Origin of the sequence: Catellatospora sp. KI3 (genome assembly GCF_029948125.1) — a bacterium.
Taxonomy (GTDB): Bacteria; Actinomycetota; Actinomycetes; order Mycobacteriales; family Micromonosporaceae; genus Catellatospora.
This window is the reverse complement of record NZ_JASAMB010000001.1, coordinates 118,375-136,009: the sequence shown is the minus strand read 5'-3', so window position 1 is coordinate 136,009 and position 17,635 is coordinate 118,375. Positions and strand designations below refer to the sequence as shown.

Annotated in this window: 15 protein-coding genes; 10 read left to right on the top strand and 5 right to left on the bottom strand. The window is 71.2% G+C overall.

The annotated features are described in order from the left end of the window. Window positions 1-48 precede the first annotated feature (48 nt). Window positions 49-1,260 carry a DivIVA domain-containing protein gene (locus QEZ54_RS00600; RefSeq protein ID WP_281302441.1) on the top strand — a complete coding sequence of 404 codons (1,212 nt, stop codon included), beginning with the start codon at window positions 49-51 and terminating at the stop codon, window positions 1,258-1,260. A gap of 66 nt (window positions 1,261-1,326) precedes the next feature. Here QEZ54_RS00600 and QEZ54_RS00595 read toward each other — a convergent pair whose 3' ends face one another. Beyond that, complete coding sequence (locus QEZ54_RS00595; RefSeq protein WP_281302440.1) at window positions 1,327-1,551, bottom strand: DUF2631 domain-containing protein; 225 nt, start codon at window positions 1,549-1,551, stop codon at window positions 1,327-1,329. 162 nt (window positions 1,552-1,713) lie between these two features. Between QEZ54_RS00595 and QEZ54_RS00590 the strand changes: the two genes are divergently transcribed. Both QEZ54_RS00590 and QEZ54_RS00585 read left to right on the top strand, forming a co-directional pair. Further along, entirely contained in the window at window positions 1,714-3,297 is a 1,584-nt protein-coding gene (locus QEZ54_RS00590) for a Rieske 2Fe-2S domain-containing protein (RefSeq protein WP_281302439.1), read from the top strand. A gap of 426 nt (window positions 3,298-3,723) precedes the next feature. After that, the gene (locus QEZ54_RS00585; RefSeq protein WP_281302438.1) at window positions 3,724-4,911 is read left to right on the top strand and encodes a S8 family peptidase; all 1,188 of its coding nucleotides are present in this window, start codon (window positions 3,724-3,726) and stop codon (window positions 4,909-4,911) included. A 137-nt stretch (window positions 4,912-5,048) separates the two neighbouring features. Here the strand turns inward: QEZ54_RS00585 and QEZ54_RS00580 are convergent, their stop codons facing one another. Continuing rightward, on the bottom strand, window positions 5,049-7,523 hold the full coding sequence (locus QEZ54_RS00580) for an FAD-dependent oxidoreductase (protein WP_281302437.1): 2,475 nt from the start codon (window positions 7,521-7,523) through the stop codon (window positions 5,049-5,051). A 35-nt stretch (window positions 7,524-7,558) separates the two neighbouring features. Then, window positions 7,559-8,263, bottom strand: coding sequence for a TetR/AcrR family transcriptional regulator (locus QEZ54_RS00575; protein WP_281302436.1), 705 nt, complete (start codon window positions 8,261-8,263; stop codon window positions 7,559-7,561). A 97-nt stretch (window positions 8,264-8,360) separates the two neighbouring features. On the opposite strand from QEZ54_RS00575, the gene QEZ54_RS00570 reads away from it, so the two are divergent. Continuing rightward, a complete protein-coding gene (locus tag QEZ54_RS00570; protein ID WP_281302435.1) occupies window positions 8,361-10,472 on the top strand; it encodes an MMPL family transporter in 2,112 nt (703 codons plus the stop codon). A 110-nt stretch (window positions 10,473-10,582) separates the two neighbouring features. Here QEZ54_RS00570 and QEZ54_RS00565 read toward each other — a convergent pair whose 3' ends face one another. Further along, entirely contained in the window at window positions 10,583-10,918 is a 336-nt protein-coding gene (locus QEZ54_RS00565) for a hypothetical protein (RefSeq protein ID WP_281302434.1), read from the bottom strand. A 96-nt stretch (window positions 10,919-11,014) separates the two neighbouring features. On the opposite strand from QEZ54_RS00565, the gene QEZ54_RS00560 reads away from it, so the two are divergent. From QEZ54_RS00560 to ispG, 6 genes are all read left to right on the top strand, one after another. Continuing rightward, a complete protein-coding gene (locus QEZ54_RS00560; protein ID WP_281302433.1) occupies window positions 11,015-11,560 on the top strand; it encodes a UTRA domain-containing protein in 546 nt (181 codons plus the stop codon). Continuing rightward, window positions 11,553-12,311: a GntR family transcriptional regulator gene (locus tag QEZ54_RS00555; protein ID WP_281302432.1), complete on the top strand. Its 759-nt coding sequence runs from the start codon at window positions 11,553-11,555 to the stop codon at window positions 12,309-12,311. Before QEZ54_RS00560 ends, QEZ54_RS00555 begins: the two co-directional genes overlap by 8 nt. Window positions 12,312-12,552: 241 nt before the next feature. Further along, on the top strand, window positions 12,553-13,119 hold the full coding sequence (locus QEZ54_RS00550) for a GNAT family N-acetyltransferase (protein WP_281302431.1): 567 nt from the start codon (window positions 12,553-12,555) through the stop codon (window positions 13,117-13,119). Between the two features lie 206 nt (window positions 13,120-13,325). Beyond that, window positions 13,326-14,507 carry a 1-deoxy-D-xylulose-5-phosphate reductoisomerase gene (gene dxr / locus QEZ54_RS00545; RefSeq protein ID WP_281303005.1) on the top strand — a complete coding sequence of 394 codons (1,182 nt, stop codon included), beginning with the start codon at window positions 13,326-13,328 and terminating at the stop codon, window positions 14,505-14,507. Then, a complete protein-coding gene (locus QEZ54_RS00540; protein ID WP_281302430.1) occupies window positions 14,507-15,730 on the top strand; it encodes a site-2 protease family protein in 1,224 nt (407 codons plus the stop codon). Before dxr ends, QEZ54_RS00540 begins: the two co-directional genes overlap by 1 nt. A gap of 7 nt (window positions 15,731-15,737) precedes the next feature. Further along, the gene (gene ispG / locus QEZ54_RS00535; RefSeq protein WP_281302429.1) at window positions 15,738-16,904 is read left to right on the top strand and encodes a flavodoxin-dependent (E)-4-hydroxy-3-methylbut-2-enyl-diphosphate synthase; all 1,167 of its coding nucleotides are present in this window, start codon (window positions 15,738-15,740) and stop codon (window positions 16,902-16,904) included. A 203-nt stretch (window positions 16,905-17,107) separates the two neighbouring features. On the opposite strand, the gene QEZ54_RS00530 is transcribed toward ispG, so the two are convergent. Continuing rightward, window positions 17,108-17,629 carry a helix-turn-helix transcriptional regulator gene (locus QEZ54_RS00530; RefSeq protein WP_281303004.1) on the bottom strand — a complete coding sequence of 174 codons (522 nt, stop codon included), beginning with the start codon at window positions 17,627-17,629 and terminating at the stop codon, window positions 17,108-17,110. Between the last annotated feature and the right edge of the window lie 6 nt (window positions 17,630-17,635).

Genomic DNA, 17,635 nt, shown 5'->3' with positions numbered 1-17,635 from the left:
AGAGTCGACGGTGCCTCATGCCGGTTCCACGCGAAGCGGGGAATCGGCATGAGCTCTCATGGTCAGCGGTTCCGCCGTCGCGCGGTGCGCCGCGGATACAAGGTCGACGAGGTCGACGTCTTCCTGGACCGGGTCGAGGCGACGCTCAACGGCGCCTCGAACGGTGCGGACGTGCGCTCGCACGAGGTGCGCGACGTCGTCTTCCGGGTCCGCTTCGGCGGTTACGACGAGTGGCAGGTCGACCTGCACCTGGACCGCGTCGAGCGGCAGCTCGCCGAGATCGAGGAGCGCGCGTCGGGCCCCGGCCGGGGTGCCGAGCTGCGCGCGGCGATGAGCCCGACCCCGCCGCCGGTGGCGGCCCCGCAGGGCCCGCCGCCGCCGATGAACGCGCCGCCGCCGCTGCCGACCCGCACGCCCAACGCCAACTCGCCGGCGGGCGTGGGCGCGGGTGGCGGGATGCCGCGCTACGACCAGCGCTTCGACGAGCCGGTGCCGCAGCCCCAGCCGCAGTTCGCGGGGCCGCCCCCCGGCCCGCAGAACGGCGCGTTCGACGGCTTCAACGGCGGCCACGGCCGGGCCGACATGACCAGCGAGATCCGGATGGAGCGGCCGCAGCCGCCCCGGATGCCGGAGCCGCCCCGCAACGAGCCCCCGCGCGTCGACCCGTACGGGCCGAGTGCCGGGTTCAGCTCGCAGACCGGGCAGCAGCCCGTCTACGGCGGCGGCCTGCCGCAGCGCGGCGGGTTCGACAGCGAGTCGACCGGCACCTTCGGCGCCCCGCGCGGCGGCTACGACAACGACGCCACCGGCACGTTCAGCGCGCCGCGCGGCGGGTTCGACAACGACGCCACGGGCACGTTCAGCGCCCCGCGCGGCGGCTACGACAGCGAGGCGACCGGCACGTTCGGGGCGGTGCCCCCGGCGCCGGCGGTCTCGTCGTACGGCGGCGGCGGGTTCACCACGCCTCCGCCTCCGCCTCCGCCCGCCCCGGCGGGCCCGGCCTACACCGGTGAGCTGCAGCGGGTGGACCAGCTCCGGCGGACGTTCCAGCTGCGCCGCTTCGGCAGCGGCTACGACCCGCAGCAGGTGGACCGGCTGTTCGAGGGGCTGCTCGGCTCGCTGTCCGGCCGCTCCGGCGGCCCGGTCAACGAGGGCGAGCTGGACCCGTCGCGGCTGGCCCTGGTGCCCGGCGGCTACTACGAGGCCGAGGTCGAGCAGGCGCTGCGCGAGGTGCGCGAGATCGTCGTCGGCCGCCGCTGACCCGGAAGACACGACGGCCCCGGTTCGCTGACCAGGTCAGCGGCCGGGGCCGTTCTTCGCGTCAGCTCACTCGTCGCGCAGGCCGTTGCGGCGCAGCACCGCGTCGATGATCATGATGGCGGCGAGGATGCCGGCGACGAGGATCAGCCAGATGTTCTCCACGTTGCCCCGGTGGTTACCGGCGAGCATCAGCAGCAGCATCACGATCACGACCACGCCCGCGATCCGGGCGGCCTTGACCGGGGTCTTCGCGTGCTGGTCAGGTGAGGTTACCGGCTCTTGTGCGGCCACGGTCTGCTTCCTTGTCTCTCGGTCCGCGTCCTCGCCGTGCGCGTGCCACGGCGGCGACAAGCACAGTCTGGCATGACGGGGTGCTGGGCGGTCGCGTCGGGGCGGATCCGGCTCGGGTAGCGTCTAAGGCTGCACGACCAGCGGGTGAGAGGGGAACGAGCAGTGCGGATCACCGGTACGGGCCACGCCAGCATGCGCATCGACACGGCGGCGGGCTCCATCCTGTGCGACCCGTGGGTGAACCCGGCGTACTTCGCCTCGTGGTTCCCGTTCCCGGACAACTCCCGGCTGGACTGGGACACCCTCGGCGACGTCGACTACCTCTACGTCTCCCACCTGCACCGCGACCACTTCGACGCCGCGCACCTCAAGCGCTTCGTGTCGAAGAAGGCGACCGTGCTGCTGCCGGAGTACCCGACGTCGCAGCTGGAGGACGAGCTGCGCGCGCTCGGCTTCACGAAGTTCTTCAAGACCGTCTCGGATGAGGTGCACGAGCTTGACGGCGGCCTGAAGGTCATGATCCAGGCGCTGATCTCGCCGACCGACGGCCCGATCGGCGACTCGTCGCTGTGGGTGGAGCACGACGGCGTGCGGGTGCTGAACCAGAACGACGCCCGCCCCACCGACCTGGTCCGCTTCACCGAGCTCGGCCACGTGCACGCGCACATGCTGCAGTTCTCCGGCGCCATCTGGTATCCGATGGTCTACGAGCTGCCCCAGGCCGCCAAGACCGCCTTCGGCAAGCAGAAGCGCGAGCGGCAGTACGACCGCACCTGGCGCTACATCGACGACCTGAAGGCCGACTTCGTCTTCCCGATCGCGGGCCCGCCCTGCTTCCTCGACGACGAGCTGTGGCAGTTCAACGACATCCACGGCGACGAGGGCAACATCTTCCCCGACCAGTGGGACTTCGTCGCCGAGTACGCCAAGGTCGGCGGGGTCAACGGCGTGGTGCTGCTGCCCGGGTCGGTCTCCGAGATCACCGCGGGCGGCTGTGAGACGTCGCACCCGGTGCCGGACCTGGGCGAGTTCTTCGCGGCCAAGGAGGAGCACCTCAAGGCGTACCGGGAGCGGCAGCGCGTGGTGATCGAGCGGGAGAAGGCGTCCTGGTCGCACCCGGAGATCGACGTGCTGGCCGGGATGCGGGCGCGCATCGAGCCGCTGCTGGAGGAGTCGGTGCGGTTGGCGCAGGGCGTGGGCGGGCCGGTGCGGTTCGACCTGACCGGGCCGGTCCAGGGCCAGGACGTGCCCGAGGTGGTCGAGTCCATCATGATCGACTTCCCGAACAAGGTGGTCCGGCGGCCGGAGCTGGTCGACGGGGCGCCGGAGAAGGTGCGCTACCGGTTCCGTACCGAGCGGCGGCTGGTGGAGCACCTGCTGCACATCGACGAGGGCGACTGGGTCAACTCGCTGTTCCTGTCCTGCCGGTTCTCGGCCGCGCGGATCGGGCAGTACAACGAGTTCGTGTACGCGTTCTTCAAGTGCCTGTCCGAGGAGCGCCTGCAGTACGCCGAGGGCTGGTACGAGTCGCAGCGGCCCGACGCGGAGGACATCACCGTCGGTGACTGGTCCTTCCAGCGGCGGTGCCCGCACCTCAAGGCCGACCTCACCCGCTTCGGCATCGTCGAGGGCGACCAGCTCACCTGCCAGCTGCACGGCTGGAAGTGGGACCTCAAGAGCGGCCGCTGCCTCACCAGCGTGGGCCACGAGATCCGCTCCGAGCCCGCCGGCCAGTCCGCCGCCTAGCAGGCCGCCGCCTGATCCGCCGCCCGCCGCTGCGGCTTTCGGTCCGGGCTGCGGGTGGTGTGGGAATGATCGCTGTTGTGGGTCGGATTGTGGTCTCGAACCACAGCAAACGACACTGAACGCCGATCTTCGAAAGGAGATCGGCGTTTCTGGGTCGGAACGTGGGGTTCGGGGACCTGGCGGGGGTGTGCCGCCGGATTCGAACTGGGCTGGGCGTCGGCGCGGCGGCGCAGGTCAAGGCTGGTTTGAGGATTCACTGAGGGCCGAGGCGGGGCGGCTCTACCTTTTCGGGTGAATCCGGGTGCATCGAAACACTCATGTCTTCCTATATTTATGGGCGTTGTATACGTTCCTCCTCACACCAGTAGCCGGTCGGGGCGGTGGTCGTCAGCCACCCGGCCGACCGGTCCGGCAGGGGAGGAACCGATGAGTCGTACCAGGATGCTCGTGCTGGCCGCCGCGCTCGCCGTCACCGGCGTCACGGCCGTGCCCGCCGCGGCCGCCGCCGCGCCACCGGAGGCGCCGCTGCTCGCCGTCGGCGGCGAGGCCGTACCCGGCAGCTACATCGTCGTCTTCAAGGACGGCAGTAAGGCGGACGCCGCCGCGCTGGCCGAGCGCCACGGCGCCGCGGTGCGCCGCAGCTTCGCGGCCGGGCTGCGGGGCTTCTCGATCCAGGGCAGCGAGCGGGCCGCCCGGCGCATCGCCGCGGAGCCGAGCGTGGCGTACGTCCAGCCGAACCTCATCCACCGGATCTCGGCCACCCAGTCGCCCGCCACCTGGGGCATCGACCGCATCGACCAGCGGAACCTGCCGCTGAGCAACTCCTACGCCTACAACACCACGGCCTCGTCGGTACGGGCGTACATCATCGACACCGGCATCCGGTTCTCACACGGCGAGTTCGGCGGCCGGGCCGTCTCCGGCTTCGACGCCGTCGACGGCGGCAGCGCCGACGACGCCAACGGGCACGGCACCCACGTCGCGGGCACCGTCGGCGGCGCCACCTACGTCGTGGCCAAGGAGGTGACCCTGGTCGGGGTACGGGTGCTCGACGCCGAGGGCAGCGGCACCACCGAGCAGGTCGTCGCCGGGATCGACTGGGTCACCGCCGACCACGACCCGGGCGAGCCCGCGGTCGCGAACATGAGCCTCGGCGGCAGCGCCGACACGGTGCTGGACAACGCGGTCAAGGCGTCGATCGCCGACGGGGTCACGTACGCCATCGCGGCGGGCAACGGCATCCTGGGCATCTTCGCGGCCAACGCGTGCAACTACTCGCCCGCCCGGGTGCCCGAGGCGATCACGGTGTCGGCGACGCAGGGCAACGACGCCAAGCCGAGCTGGGCCAACCGGGGCACCTGCGTCGACATCTTCGCGCCGGGCGTGGACATCACGTCGTCGTGGTTCGGCGGCGACACGGCCACCAACACGATCAGCGGTACGTCGATGGCCACCCCGCACGTCACCGGCGCCGCAGCCCTGTACCTGCAGAGCAACCCGACCGCCACGCCGGCCCAGGTGCAGCAGGCGCTGATCGCCAACGCGACCACGGGTGTGGTCGGCTCCCCGGGCAGCGGCTCCCCGAACCGCCTCCTCTACACCGCCAACTTCTGACCATCCTGCGGCGGTGCTCGTCACGCCCGTGTTGCCATTGACGCTGGCCTATCTAGAGCACGAATCTCCGAAAAGTGTCCTCTGGATAGGCCAACGTCAATGCTGGGGCGAGGGTCGGCGGGCTGCCCCGGGGCGGGTCAGAGCTTGATGCGGTCGTTCTTCGGGTCGTACAGGGGGCGGAGGCTGGCGGTCGCGGGCCACAGGCGGTCGGCCACCTCGACCGTCCACGTCCCCGAGTCGATCCACGCCTGGTCCAGCGGCTGCCCCGCCTCGATCATCGCGAGTCCGACCGCCCCGCCGAGCGTGTGCCCGTACGACGCCGCGCGGATGTAACCCACCTCCACGCCGTCACGACGCACCACCTCGGCGTGGTACAGCAGCGGCTCCGGGTCGGTGACCAGGATCTGGAGCAGGCGCCGGGTCAGCGGCCCCGCGGCCTTCCTCGCCAGCACCGCCTCGCGCCCGATGAACCCGCCCGGCTTGTCCAGCGCGACCGCGAACCCCAGCCCCGCCTCCAGCACCGAGTCGGTGTTGTCGATGTCGTGGCCGTAGTCGCGGTACCCCTTCTCCATCCGCAGGCTGGACAGCGCCTTGAGCCCGGCGTGCCGCAGCCCGAGCGGGGCACCGGCGGCGGTCAGCCGGTCATACACGTACACGGCCTGCTCGGCCGGGATGTAGAGCTCGTAGCCGAGCTCGCCCAGGTAGGTGATGCGGATGCACAGGGCGCGGGCGAAGCCGAGGTCGATCTCGCGGGCGTGCCGGAACGGGAACGCCTCGTTGCCCATGTCCGCCGTGGTCACGGCCGCGAGCAGCTCGCGCGAGCGGGGCCCCTGGATGTTGATTTGGGCGTACGCCCCGGTCACGTCGGTCGCGAACGCGTGCGCCCCGGTCTCGGCGAAGTGCCGGCGCATCCGCGTCTCGACGTGCCGGTGCGCGGTGTCGGAGGCGACCACCCAGAACTTCTCGTCGTCGAGCTTGGTGACGGTGAGGTCCGCCTCCAGCAGCCCGCCGGAGTTCAGCCACTGGGTGTACGTGATCGTGCCGGGCTCCCCGTCCACCCGGTTGGCCGACAGCCGCTCCAGCGCCGCCCCGGCGTCGCGCCCCTGCACCAGGAACTTCGCCATGAACGACATGTCCATCAGGATCACGTTCTCGCGGGCGGCGCGGTGCTCCTCGGCCCAGGTCGCGAACCAGTTCTGCCGCCCCCAGGACAGCTTCTCGATCCTCGGCTGCATGCCGGCGGTGGCGTACCAGTCGGGGCTCTCCCAGCCGCTGACGTCCTTGAAGTAGGCGCGCTGGCCGGCCAGCCGGGCGTGGATCGGCGACAGCTTCGCCCCGCGCGCGGTCTGCATGGCCCGGCCGGGGTAGTGCGGCTCGTAGACCAGGCCCAGCGACTCGACGGTGCGGGTGGCCCGGTACTCCGGATTGCTCTGGTACGCGTGCAGCCGGTCGATGTTCATGCCGGTCACGTCGATGTCGGGGCGGCCGTTGAGGATCCAGTGCGCCAGCGCGCGGCCGATGCCGCCGCCGGTGAGGATGCCGATCGAGTTCAGCCCGGCGGCGACGAAGTAGTTCTTCAGCTCGGGCGCCTCGCCGAACACGGGGGCGAGGTCCGGGGTGAAGCTCTCCGGGCCGCAGAAGAACTTGCGTACGCCGACCTCCGCCGAGATCGGGATGCGGGCCATCGCCTTCTCCAGGTACGGCGCCATCCGGTCCCAGTCCGGGGGCAGCTCGCCGAAGGAGAACGAGTCGGGCACGCCCTCGACCTTCCAGGGCGCGCACAGCGTCTCGAACAGGCCGATCATCAGCCCGGCGCCCTCCTCGCGGAAGTAGCCGTACGACGAGGGGTCCTCCAGCACCGGCAGGTCGCCGTGCATGCCGTCGATCGGTTCGGTGATCAGGTAGTAGTGCTCGGCGGCCTGGAGCGGGATGCTGACCCCGGCCTTCTCGCCGAGCTGCCGGGCCCACATGCCCGCGCAGTTGACCACGAACTCGGCCTCGATGTCCCCGTACGGCGTGCGCACGCCGGTGACGGCGCCCCCCTTGGTGGTGAACCCGGTGGCGCTGACCCCCTCGATGATCCGTACGCCCTGCTGGCGGGCGCCCTTGGCCAGCGACATGGTGACGTCGACCGGGTTGGCCCGCCCGTCCTCGGCCACGTAGAACCCGGCCAGCACGTCGTCGGTCTTCGCGAGCGGGAACAGGCCCTTCACCTCGCCGGGCGAGATCTCCCGCACGTCCACGCCGCAGTGCCGGTTGAACGCGGACACGCGCCGGTACTCCTCCAGCCGGTCGCGGTCGGTGGCGACCTGCACGAAACCGCACTGCTTGAGGCCGGTGGCCAGGCCGGTCTCGGCCTCCAGCCGGCTGTACAGGTCGCGGGTGTACTTGCGCATCTCGGTCGACGTCTCCGACAGCGAGCCGAAGGTGACCATGAGCCCGGCCGCGTGCCAGGTGGTGCCGGAGGTCAGCCGGTCGCGTTCGAGCAGCACGACGTCCTTGCAGCCCATGTGCGCCAGGTGGTACGCGACCGAGGTGCCGATGACCCCGCCGCCCACGACCACCACGCGGGCGCGGTCGGGCAGGTTCGGGGCGAGTGTGTTGCTCGTCATAGCGGGCGAGCCTACCTTCCTGAGCCGTCAATCAGTTAACGGGCCACGGACGGGGGTTTGACCTGCGCCGAGAAGAACGCGATCTCCGCTTCGAATAGCGGCTCGGTGTCCACTCCGGTCCAGCTGAGCTGATCGAACAGCTCGGCCGCGAGCACGCCGTACAGGCGGGTCCAGGAGGTCAGGAAGACCGCGGCCACCTCGACCGGGAGGTCGGGCAGGTTGGGCAGGGCCCGGTCCAGGTGGGCGAGGTCGACGTGGCCCAGGGCCGGCAGGCGGCCGTCGCGCCACAGCTCCGTCATCGGCTCGATGAAGATCACGCCGAACCGGGCGCCCGCGTGCTCCAGGTCGACGCACAGCTCGTGGAACTGCTCGACGCCGGGCAGCGGCGGCCCGAAGATCAGGGTCGCCTCGGCGCGGTGGTCCAGCGCCCACCGGCGCAGCTCGCGGGCCATGGCGACCAGGCGCGGGACCGCGTCGGCGCCGGGGCCGAGCGCGTCGCGGGCGGCCTCGCAGGCCTGGCGCAGCTCGCCGTAGAGGTCGGTGCACAGGTCGATGACCAGGGCGTCCAGGGCGGGGAAGTAGCGGTAGAGCGCGGCTGCGGTCATGCCCATGTCGCGGGCGATGGCCCGCAGCGAGATGCTCGCCGGACCGGCCGCGACCAGCTGGGCCCGCGCCAGCTCCTTGATCTCGGTGACGGTGCGTTCGCGTAGGCGCTCGCGGCGGTGTGAGGTGTCCGACATGAAGCTCCCTTGACTGCCGTGAACATCGTCCGCGAAAGTAAACACCGTTCACTCAGCTGAGTGGCGTAAACAGCATAGCGAACTAATGGAGGAACCGATGTTCGCGTGGTGGGGGCGCGCCGTCGTACGGCTGCGCTGGTGGGTGCTGATCGCGGCGGCGGCCGTGGTGGTCATCGGCGGGACCTGGGGCGGGGCCGTGTTCAACGACCTGACCAGCGGCGGCTTCGACGACCCGGGCAGCCCGTCCAGCAAGGCCCAGGCGCAGATCACAGCCTCGCTCGGGCGGCAGAACATCGACGTTCTCGCGCTGTACAGCTCCGACCGCCTCGCCGTCGACGACCCCGCGTTCCAGCAGGCTGTCGGCGCCGTCGCCACCGGCCTGTCCGGCCGGACCGAGGTCACCAGCGTCGCCACCGGCTACGCCCAGGGCGCCCCGCCGGTGTTCTTCTCCGCCGACCGGCACGCCACGTACGTCGCGATCCAGCTGCGCGACGGCGACGAGAACCACAAGCTCGCCGACCTGGCGGCGATCGAGACGGCGCTGCGGGCCGGGGGCGGGCTCAAGACCGAGGTCGGCGGGCTGATCCCGTTCCTCGACGACGCCAACGACCAGATCAGCGAGGACATCACGATGGCCGAGCTGATCAGCATGCCGATCCTGCTGGTGCTGCTCGTCTTCATCTTCCGGGGCCTGGTCGCCGCCGCGACGCCGCTGTTCGTCGGCATCCTCGCGGTGCTCGGCGCCTTCACCGCGGTACGGCTGATCGCGCAGGTCACCGAGGTGTCCGTGTTCGCCGTCAACATCATCACGATGCTGGGGCTGGGCATGGCGATCGACTACGCCCTGTTCGTGGTGAACCGCTTCCGGGAGGAGCTGGCGGCGGGGCGTACCCCCGCCGAGGCCGTGGCCGCGACGCTGACCACCGCCGGGCGTACCGTCGCGGTCTCCGGACTCACCGTCGCGCTCGCGCTGGCCAGCCTGCTGATCTTCCCGATGGCCTTCCTCAAGTCCATGGCCTGGGGCGGCATGGCGGCCGTGCTGGTGGCGATGCTCGCCGCCCTCACCGCGCTGCCCGCCCTGCTCGCGGTGCTCGGCCCGAAGATCAACGCCCTGCGCGTACCGCTGCCGCGACTGTTCCGCGCCCGGCCGCGGGCCGAGGGCGGCTGGGCCCGGATCGCCCGCAGCGTCATGGGCCGCCCGGTGCTGTACGCGCTCGGCGTCGCCGCGATCCTGCTGCTCACCGCCACCCCGTTCCTGCGCGCCCAGTTCGGCGGGTTCGACGAGCGGGTGCTGCCCGAGGGCACCGAGTCGCGCACCGTCACCGCCCGGCTCGCCGACGAGTTCCCCGGTGGCAGCGCCGCCCCGATCAGCGTGCTGGTCACCGGCCCCGGCGCCGACGGCCTCGCGGCAGTGATCAAGACGCTGCCCGACGTCACCGACGCCCGGATCACCGCCCAGCGCGGCGACAGCACCCTGATCTCGGTCGCCTACCCCGGTGAGGCCGCCTCGCCGCACGCCCGCGACGTGGTCCGGGCCATCCGCGACCTGCCCGCCCCGGCCGGCGCCACGGTCATGGTCGGCGGGCGGCCCGCGGCCGACCTCGACCAGCTCGACACCATCGGGCAGCGGCTGCCGTGGATGCTCGGCATGGTCGCGCTCAGCACGTTCCTGCTGCTGTTCCTGGCCTTCGGATCGGTGGTGCTGCCGCTGAAGGCGATCGTGATGAACGCGATCTCGATCGGGGCGTCGTTCGGCGTGGTCGTGTGGATCTTCCAGGACGGTCACCTGTCCGAGTGGCTCGGCTTCACCGTCACCGGGTTCCTGGAGCCCGGCAACATGGTGCTGATGCTCGCGGTGCTGTTCGGGCTGGCCACCGACTACGAGGTGTTCCTGCTGTCGCGGGTGCGCGAGGAGTGGGACGCCACCGGGGACAACACGCAGGCGGTGGCGTCGGGGCTGCAGCGTACCGGCGGGATCATCACGGCCGCGGCACTGCTGCTGATGGTGGTGCTCGGCGGGTTCGCCACCGGGGGTACGACCACGATCAAGGTGCTCGGGGTGGGCATGGTGGTGGCCGTAGCCATCGACGCGGCCCTGGTACGGGCGGTGCTGGTGCCCGCGACGATGCGCCTGCTGGGCCGCTGGAACTGGTGGGCCCCGGGCCGCCTGAACCTCGTCTACCGCCGCTACGGCCTCAAGGAGGCCTGACCGCCGCGCCGCGGGGCGCGGGGCGTGCGTGCAGTTTCGGGGAAAGTGCAGGAATCCGCCCCAAGATTCCTGCACTTTCCCCGAAACTGCACCAGCGGCTGGGTCGCCCATCACCCCAGGCGGAGGCGGACCAGGTGGTACGCCAGGCCGCACGCCATGTTCGTGCGGCGGCTGGACGGCCACATGGCGGCATACTCGCGCAGCTCATCGGCGTCGGCCAGGCGGCGGGCACGCCGAATGCCCAGTTCCCGTGAGCGTTGGGCGAGGGTCTCGACCGGCTTCACCCCGCCGAGTCGGGCGACGCCCTGCATCGCCCACTGGGCGATCTGCTGCGCCGAGATGTCGTGCACCCGTAGTCCGCTGTCGGGCATGGGGGAGTGGCAGAGCGCGACGGCGAGTTCGCCGTACGGCAGTGCGGACACGTCGGCAAGCACTCGTTCGGTCATGGTGATGCTCCACTTCGAACAGTGATGAGAGTCGTTGCCGACCTTAATGCCTTACTACTTAAGTCATCAAGGTGGTCCGCGCGGTAGAGTGCGCGCATGCGACCTGAGGGCGGGTGGACCGCCGACTCGATCTCGTACGTACACCCGCAGCCGGATGGGGCACCCGACGCCTGGACGGCCGAGGCGCGGCAGCTCGGCAGGACGGGATCGCAGCAGTTGTTGCGGGTCGGCGAGGTCGACAGCCCACCGGCGGTGGAGCCGCTGCTCGGGGCGAGATCGGTGTTGCGTCGGCGGCTCATCCTGCTGGACGGTGCGCCGGTGGAGATCGCGGATTCGTATTACCCGTGCGAACTCGCCGTCGGAACGGCGCTCGCGGAGCCGTTGAAGATCCGTGGTGGTGCCCCGACGCTGCTCGCCAGCCTGGGTTGTGCGCCGGCCGAGCTCGTCGAGGAGCTCACCGTCCGTCCCGCGGGGGCTGCCGAGGCACACCTGCTCGGCGTCGGCGCTGGTTCGGCGGTGGTGGAGTTGGTGCGGGCGACCCGGGATGCGGGCGGGCGGCCGTACGAGGTGGCAGTCATGGTCATGCGGCCGGAGGGCCGCGTGTTCCGCTATCGGATGGCGATGGGAGCCGAGAGTGCGTGACGCCGACGGCCGTCCCCGGCATCAGCAGATCGCGGCGGTGCTGCGCGCACTGATCATGTCGGGCGACCTCGCGCCCGGCGCGCGGTTGGAGTCGACGCAGCAGCTCATCGAGCGGTTCGGGGTGACCGGCCAGACGGTCCAGCGAGCGCTGGCCGTACTCAAGGGCGAGGGCTTCATCGTGGGCCGGACAGGGCTCGGCGTGTACGTGCGGGACTTGTCGCCGCTGGTCGTCGAACCAGCCGCGTACATGCCGCCCGCCGAGCCGGGCCAGGCCGCACGCTGGCCGAGCGAGGCGGCACGCCGGTCGGGGCGCGGCCGGTCGCGGCTGCTGGAGGTGGCGGAGGTGGCGCCACCGACGGCGGTGGGGGCGGCGCTCGGGTTGTCCGCCGGTGAGCCGGTGCTGCTGCGCAAGCAGGTGCTGGACCTCGACGACGTGCCGGTGGAGTTCGCGTCGCTGTACTTCCCGCTGGATCTCGCGCACGGCACCGCGCTGCGGGAACGGAAGCTCATCAAGGGCGGCATCCCGCGTCTGCTCGCGGAGCTGGGGTTCGCGCCGGTGGAGTGGACCGACCAGGTCTCGGCGCGGCTGGCGACACCGGAGGAGATGGTCCTGCTGGATCTGCCTGACGACGTACCGGTGCTGCGTACGGCCCGGACCGTCTACGCGGCGGGCCGTCGGCCGATCGAGGCGAGCGTCCTGATCAAGGGCGGCCACCGGTACGAGCTGGCATACCGTCAGCAGGTCGCATAGGCAACCGGTCGACGACCGGAACCGTCGCGTTCATCGGACCACGGGTTGGTCGATGGCTGGGGCTTCTAGCGTGCTCGCAGCCCTTAGTCCATCGACTCCCATGGACGTATCACCGTGGAACGCAAATCCTCAGCGGCACCTCGAACAACTGCGCTGGCGGGACGACCCCGTGGGGCACCTGGCTGTCGGCAGGAGGCGGGTGCGCATTGGCAGGATGCGGCGGCGCCGCGATACTGCCCGGATGCGGTACGAGGACGTGAGCGGTCGCGGCGGGGTCATCCGCGAGACCGGGCGGCTGGTCATCCGGGAGTGGGCGGACACGGCCGCCGACGTCGACCGGACCTTCGACATCTACCGGCGCGACGAGGTCACCCGCTGGCTGGGCATGCCGGTGCCGCTGACCACCCGCGAGCAGGCGCGGGCCGCGGTCCTGCGGCGCATCGAGGGGTACGCGGCACAGCCCGGCTACGGCCTCTGGGCGGTGCAGGTGCGCGACACCGGGCTGGTCGCCGGGTCTGTCGCGCTCAAACCGCTGCCCGAGCCCGACGACGGCGTCCCCGGCGCCGGAGAGGTCGAGATCGCCTGGCACCTCCACCCCGACTCGTGGGGACACGGCTACGCCACCGAGGCGGCAAGGGTCCTACTCGAGTACGCCTTCGCGCAGCTCGCCCTACCCGAGGTGCACGCGATCGCCAAGCCCGACAACGCCCCGTCGCTGGCCGTGATGCGCCGCCTCGGCATGACCCGCCTCGGCCGCACCTCCCGCTGGTACGCCATGCCCGCCGAGCACTACGTCGCCCACCCCTGACCCCCGCCGCGCCCCCGGGCGCCGCGCGCCGCCATGATCGGCTGCAGTTTCGGGGAAACTGCACGAACCCGGCCCAAGATTCCCGCACTTTCCCCGAAACTGCAGCCCCCCACCCGGTCGACCCGGCGGTGCTGCTCGACGAGTAGCCCGGGAGGGCGGCCGGTGCGCGGTTCGGCGAGAATGGGCTGATGAACCCCCGCGAGATTGTGCTGCTCGGCTCGACCGGGTCGATCGGCACGCAGGCGATCGACATCGTGCGCCGCAACCCGGACCGGTTCCGCGTGGTCGCCCTGGGCGCCGGCGGCGGCAACGTGGAGCTGCTCGCCGCGCAGGCGCTGGAGCTGGGCGTCGAGGCGGTCGGCGTGGCCAAGGCGACCGCGGCGCAGGACCTGCAGCTGGCGTTCTACGCCGAGGCGCAGCGGCGCGGCTGGTCGTCCGGGGACTTCAAACTGCCGAAGATTCTGGCCGGGCCGCAGGCGATGACCGAACTCGCCCAGTGGCCCGCCGATCTGGTGCTCAACGGCGTGGTCGGCTCGCTCGGTCTGGCGCCGACGCTGGCCGCGCTGAAGGCGGGTCGGCTGCTCGCCCTGGCGAACAAGGAGTCGCTGGTCGCGGGTGGTCCGCTGGTGCGGGCGGCGGCCGCGCCGGGGCAGATCATCCCGGTGGACAGCGAGCACTCGGCGCTGGCGCAGTGCCTGCGCGGCGGCTCGCGTGCCGAGGTGCGGCGGCTGATCCTGACCGCGTCCGGGGGCGCGTTCCGGGGGCGGCGGCGCGAGGAGCTGACCGGGGTCACGGTCGAGGAGGCGCTCAAGCACCCGACCTGGGACATGGGCCCGGTGGTGACGATCAACTCGGCGACGCTGGTGAACAAGGGCCTCGAGGTGATCGAGGCGCACGAGCTGTTCGGGATCTCGTACGACGACATCGAGGTGATGGTGCACCCGCAGTCGGTGCTGCACTCGCTCGTCGAGTTCACCGACGGGTCGACGCTGGCGCAGGCGAGCCCCCCGGACATGCGGCTGCCGATCGCGCTGGGGCTCGGCTGGCCGGACCGGGTGCCGTACGCGGCCGCGCCGGTCGACTGGACGCTGGCCCACAACTGGGAGCTGCGGCCGCTGGACACCGAGGCGTTCCCGGCGGTGGAACTGGCCAAGGCGGCGGGCCGGGCCGGGCGGTGCCGGCCGGCCATCTACAACGCGGCCAACGAGGAGTGTGTGGCGGCTTTCACAGCGGGGCGGCTGCCGTTCCTGGCGATCGTGGACACCGTGGCGGAGATCCTCTCCGGTGCGCCGGACTTCGACGAACCGGGTACGGTCGATGATGTGCTCGGCGCCGAGCACTGGGCGCGCACCCGGGCTCATGAACTGATCAAGGAGAAAGGTGCCTGATGGCGTACATCATCGGGTTGATCCTGTTCGCGCTGGCGATCCTGATCTCGGTCAGCCTGCACGAAGCCGGGCACATGAGCACCGCGAAAGCGTTCGGCATGAAGGTCACCCGCTACTTCGTCGGCTTCGGGCCGACGCTGTGGTCCTTCAAGCGAGGCGAGACCGAGTACGGCGTCAAGGGCATCCCCCTGGGCGGCTTCGTGAAGATCACGGGCATGACCCCGCAGGACGAGGACGCCGACGACGAGCGCGCCATGTGGCGGTACCCGGTGTGGAAGCGGACGATCGTGATGTCGGCCGGTTCCGCGGTGCACTTCATCCTCGCCGCGGTCGCGCTGTTCCTGGTGGCGATCTCCTTCGGCCTGCCCAACCCGGCGCTGCCGCGCGGCCAGGAGTTCACGGCCCAGCCGGCCGTGCTCGACGTGCAGCCGTGTGTCGTGCCGACGCTGCCCCTGCGCGACTGCGCCGCCGGTGACCCGCAGAGCCCCGCGATCGCGGCAGGCCTGCGCAACGGAGACCGCCTCACGGCGGTCAACGGCGCTGCGGTGAGCACGTGGGGCGAGGCGATCGACAAGATCCGGCCGCTCGAGGCGGGCAAGCCGACGACGCTGACAGTGCTGCGTGACGGCGTCCAGCAGCAGGTGACGATCACCCCGGCCGCCGTCGAACGGCAGCTGACCGACGGCAGCACCAAGAAGGTGTCGGCGATCGGCGTGGGTCTGAACCCGCAGATCCCGTTCATGGTCAAGTACTCGGCCGGTGAGGCGTTCGGCGCCTCGGCGGACTACGCCGGGGTGCTGGCCAGGGGCACCTTCGAGGCGATGAAGCAGTTCCCGCAGCGGATCCCGAACCTGTTCTCGGCCATCGCGGGCGAGGAGCGCGACCCGAACACCCCGATCAGCGTCGTCGGCGCGAGCCGCCTGGGCGGCGAGGCGGTCGAGAACGGCCTCTGGAACATGTTCTGGATGCTGTTCATCACGCTGAACCTGTTCGTCGGCGTGTTCAACCTGCTGCCGCTGCTTCCCCTTGACGGGGGACATATCGCGATCGCCTGGTTCGAGAGAATCAGGTCATGGGTCTACGCTCGGTTGCGCAAGCCCGACCCGGGCCGGGTCGACTACTTCAAGCTCATGCCGCTGACCTATACCGTCATCCTGGTCTTCGGCGCGTTCACGTTGCTGACCGTGACCGCGGACATCGTCAACCCCATCACGATCAAGTGAGAGAACTGTGACAGCGATCAACCTTGGCATGCCGGCAGCTCCCCCCGCACCGATCACGCCCCGGCGCCAGAGCCGGCAGATCATGGTCGGCTCGGTTCCGGTCGGCGGCGGCGCCCCGATCAGCGTGCAGTCGATGACGACCACGCTGACCTCGGATGTCAACGCGACGCTGCAGCAGATCGCGGAGCTGACCGCGTCCGGCTGCCAGATCGTGCGGGTCGCGGTGCCGTCCCAGGACGACGTCGAGGCGCTGCCCGCGATCGCGCGCAAGTCGCCGATCCCGGTCATCGCCGACATCCACTTCCAGCCGAAGTACGTCTTCGCGGCCATCGACGCGGGCTGCGCGGCGGTCCGGGTGAACCCGGGCAACATCCGGCAGTTCGACGACAAGGTCAAGGAGATCGCGGCGGCCGCCTCGGCCGCCGGGGTGCCGATCCGCATCGGCGTCAACGCCGGCTCGCTGGACAAGCGCCTGCTGGAGAAGTACGGCAAGGCCACGCCGGAGGCGCTGGTCGAGTCCGCGCTGTGGGAGTGCTCGCTGTTCGAGGAGCACGGGTTCCGCGACATCAAGATCAGCGTGAAGCACAACGACCCGGTCGTGATGGTCAAGGCGTACCGGCTGCTGGCGCAGAAGTGCGACTACCCGCTGCACCTCGGCGTGACCGAGGCGGGCCCGGCGTTCCAGGGCACGATCAAGTCGTCGGTGGCGTTCGGCTCGCTGCTGGCCGACGGCATCGGCGACACCATCCGGGTGTCGCTGTCGGCCCCGCCGGTCGAGGAGATCAAGGTCGGCACCGCGATCCTGGAGGCGCTCGGCCTCAAGGAGCGCGGCCTGGAGATCGTCTCCTGCCCGTCCTGCGGCCGCGCCCAGGTCGACGTGTACACGCTGGCCGAGCAGGTCACCGCGGCGCTGGAGGGCTTCCCGGCCCCGCTGCGGGTGGCGGTCATGGGCTGCGTCGTCAACGGCCCGGGCGAGGCGCGCGAGGCCGACCTCGGCGTCGCGTCCGGCAACGGCAAGGGCCAGATCTTCGTCAAGGGCCAGGTCATCAAGACCGTGCCCGAGTCGATGATCGTGGAGACCCTGGTCGAGGAGGCGATGAAGATCGCCGAGGCGCTGGGCATCGACCCGCTGGGCGACGGCGAACCGGCCGCCCCGCTGGTCACCGTGCACTGACCCGTTCAACGCGTACGGCCGAGGCCACCGGATCCCTGAGATCCGGTGGCCTCGGGCCGTTTCCGGCTCGGCCACCTCGCGCGCGCCGACTTGGCATCGACACTGGCCGATCTGGAGGACGAAACTCGGAAAGTTGTGCTCTAGATAGGCCAGCGTCGATTTCTGGGCGGGCGGGGCGGGCGGCGGGTCTGCCGCCTGCGGGGTCACTCGGCGAGGATGGTGTACAGGCGGCGGCGGGCGTCGACCAGGACCTCCAGGGCCGCCTGGCGCTGCGCCTCGGTGCCGCTGATGCCGATCTGCCGCAGCGCCTCCATCAGCGCCACGCCAGCCTGGCGGAACTCCTGCGCCTCGGCGATGTGCTCCGCGTCGAACTGCTGCCACGGCGGCCGGCCGCCGTTGTCGGTGGTCCGGGCCGCCTCCGCCTGGCCGGCCTCGGTGAGCGAGAACCGCTTGCGGCCGCCGCTCTCCTCGCTGACGATCAGCCCCTCGTCCTCCAGCAGCTGGAGCGTGGGGTAGATCGAGCCGGGGCTGGGGCGCCATACGCCGCCGGTGCGGGCCTCCAGCTCGGAGATCATTTCGTACCCGTGCATGGGTCGTTCCTTGAGCAGGCCGAGCACCGCGGCGCGGACGTTGCCCCGCCTGCCCCGGCCGCCGCCCCGGCCGTGTCCGCCGCCGCGCCCGCCGGGTCCGAACCCGGGGCCGAAGCCGCCGAACGGCGGGCGCATCGGCCC

Excerpts from the sequence above, each read along its gene's own strand:
- QEZ54_RS00600 (WP_281302441.1), top strand. The coding sequence starts at position 49 with ATGAGCTCTCATGGTCAGCGGTTCCGCCGTCGCGCGGTGCGCCGCGGA.
- QEZ54_RS00565 (WP_281302434.1), bottom strand. The coding sequence starts at position 10,918 with ATGACCGAACGAGTGCTTGCCGACGTGTCCGCACTGCCGTACGGCGAA.
- QEZ54_RS00560 (WP_281302433.1), top strand. The coding sequence starts at position 11,015 with ATGCGACCTGAGGGCGGGTGGACCGCCGACTCGATCTCGTACGTACAC.
- QEZ54_RS00550 (WP_281302431.1), top strand. The coding sequence starts at position 12,553 with ATGCGGTACGAGGACGTGAGCGGTCGCGGCGGGGTCATCCGCGAGACC.
- QEZ54_RS00530 (WP_281303004.1), bottom strand. The coding sequence starts at position 17,629 with ATGCGCCCGCCGTTCGGCGGCTTCGGCCCCGGGTTCGGACCCGGCGGG.
- QEZ54_RS00585 (WP_281302438.1), top strand. The coding sequence starts at position 3,724 with ATGAGTCGTACCAGGATGCTCGTGCTGGCCGCCGCGCTCGCCGTCACC.
- QEZ54_RS00570 (WP_281302435.1), top strand. The coding sequence starts at position 8,361 with ATGTTCGCGTGGTGGGGGCGCGCCGTCGTACGGCTGCGCTGGTGGGTG.
- QEZ54_RS00575 (WP_281302436.1), bottom strand. The coding sequence starts at position 8,263 with ATGTCGGACACCTCACACCGCCGCGAGCGCCTACGCGAACGCACCGTC.
- QEZ54_RS00540 (WP_281302430.1), top strand. The coding sequence starts at position 14,507 with ATGGCGTACATCATCGGGTTGATCCTGTTCGCGCTGGCGATCCTGATC.
- QEZ54_RS00580 (WP_281302437.1), bottom strand. The coding sequence starts at position 7,523 with ATGACGAGCAACACACTCGCCCCGAACCTGCCCGACCGCGCCCGCGTG.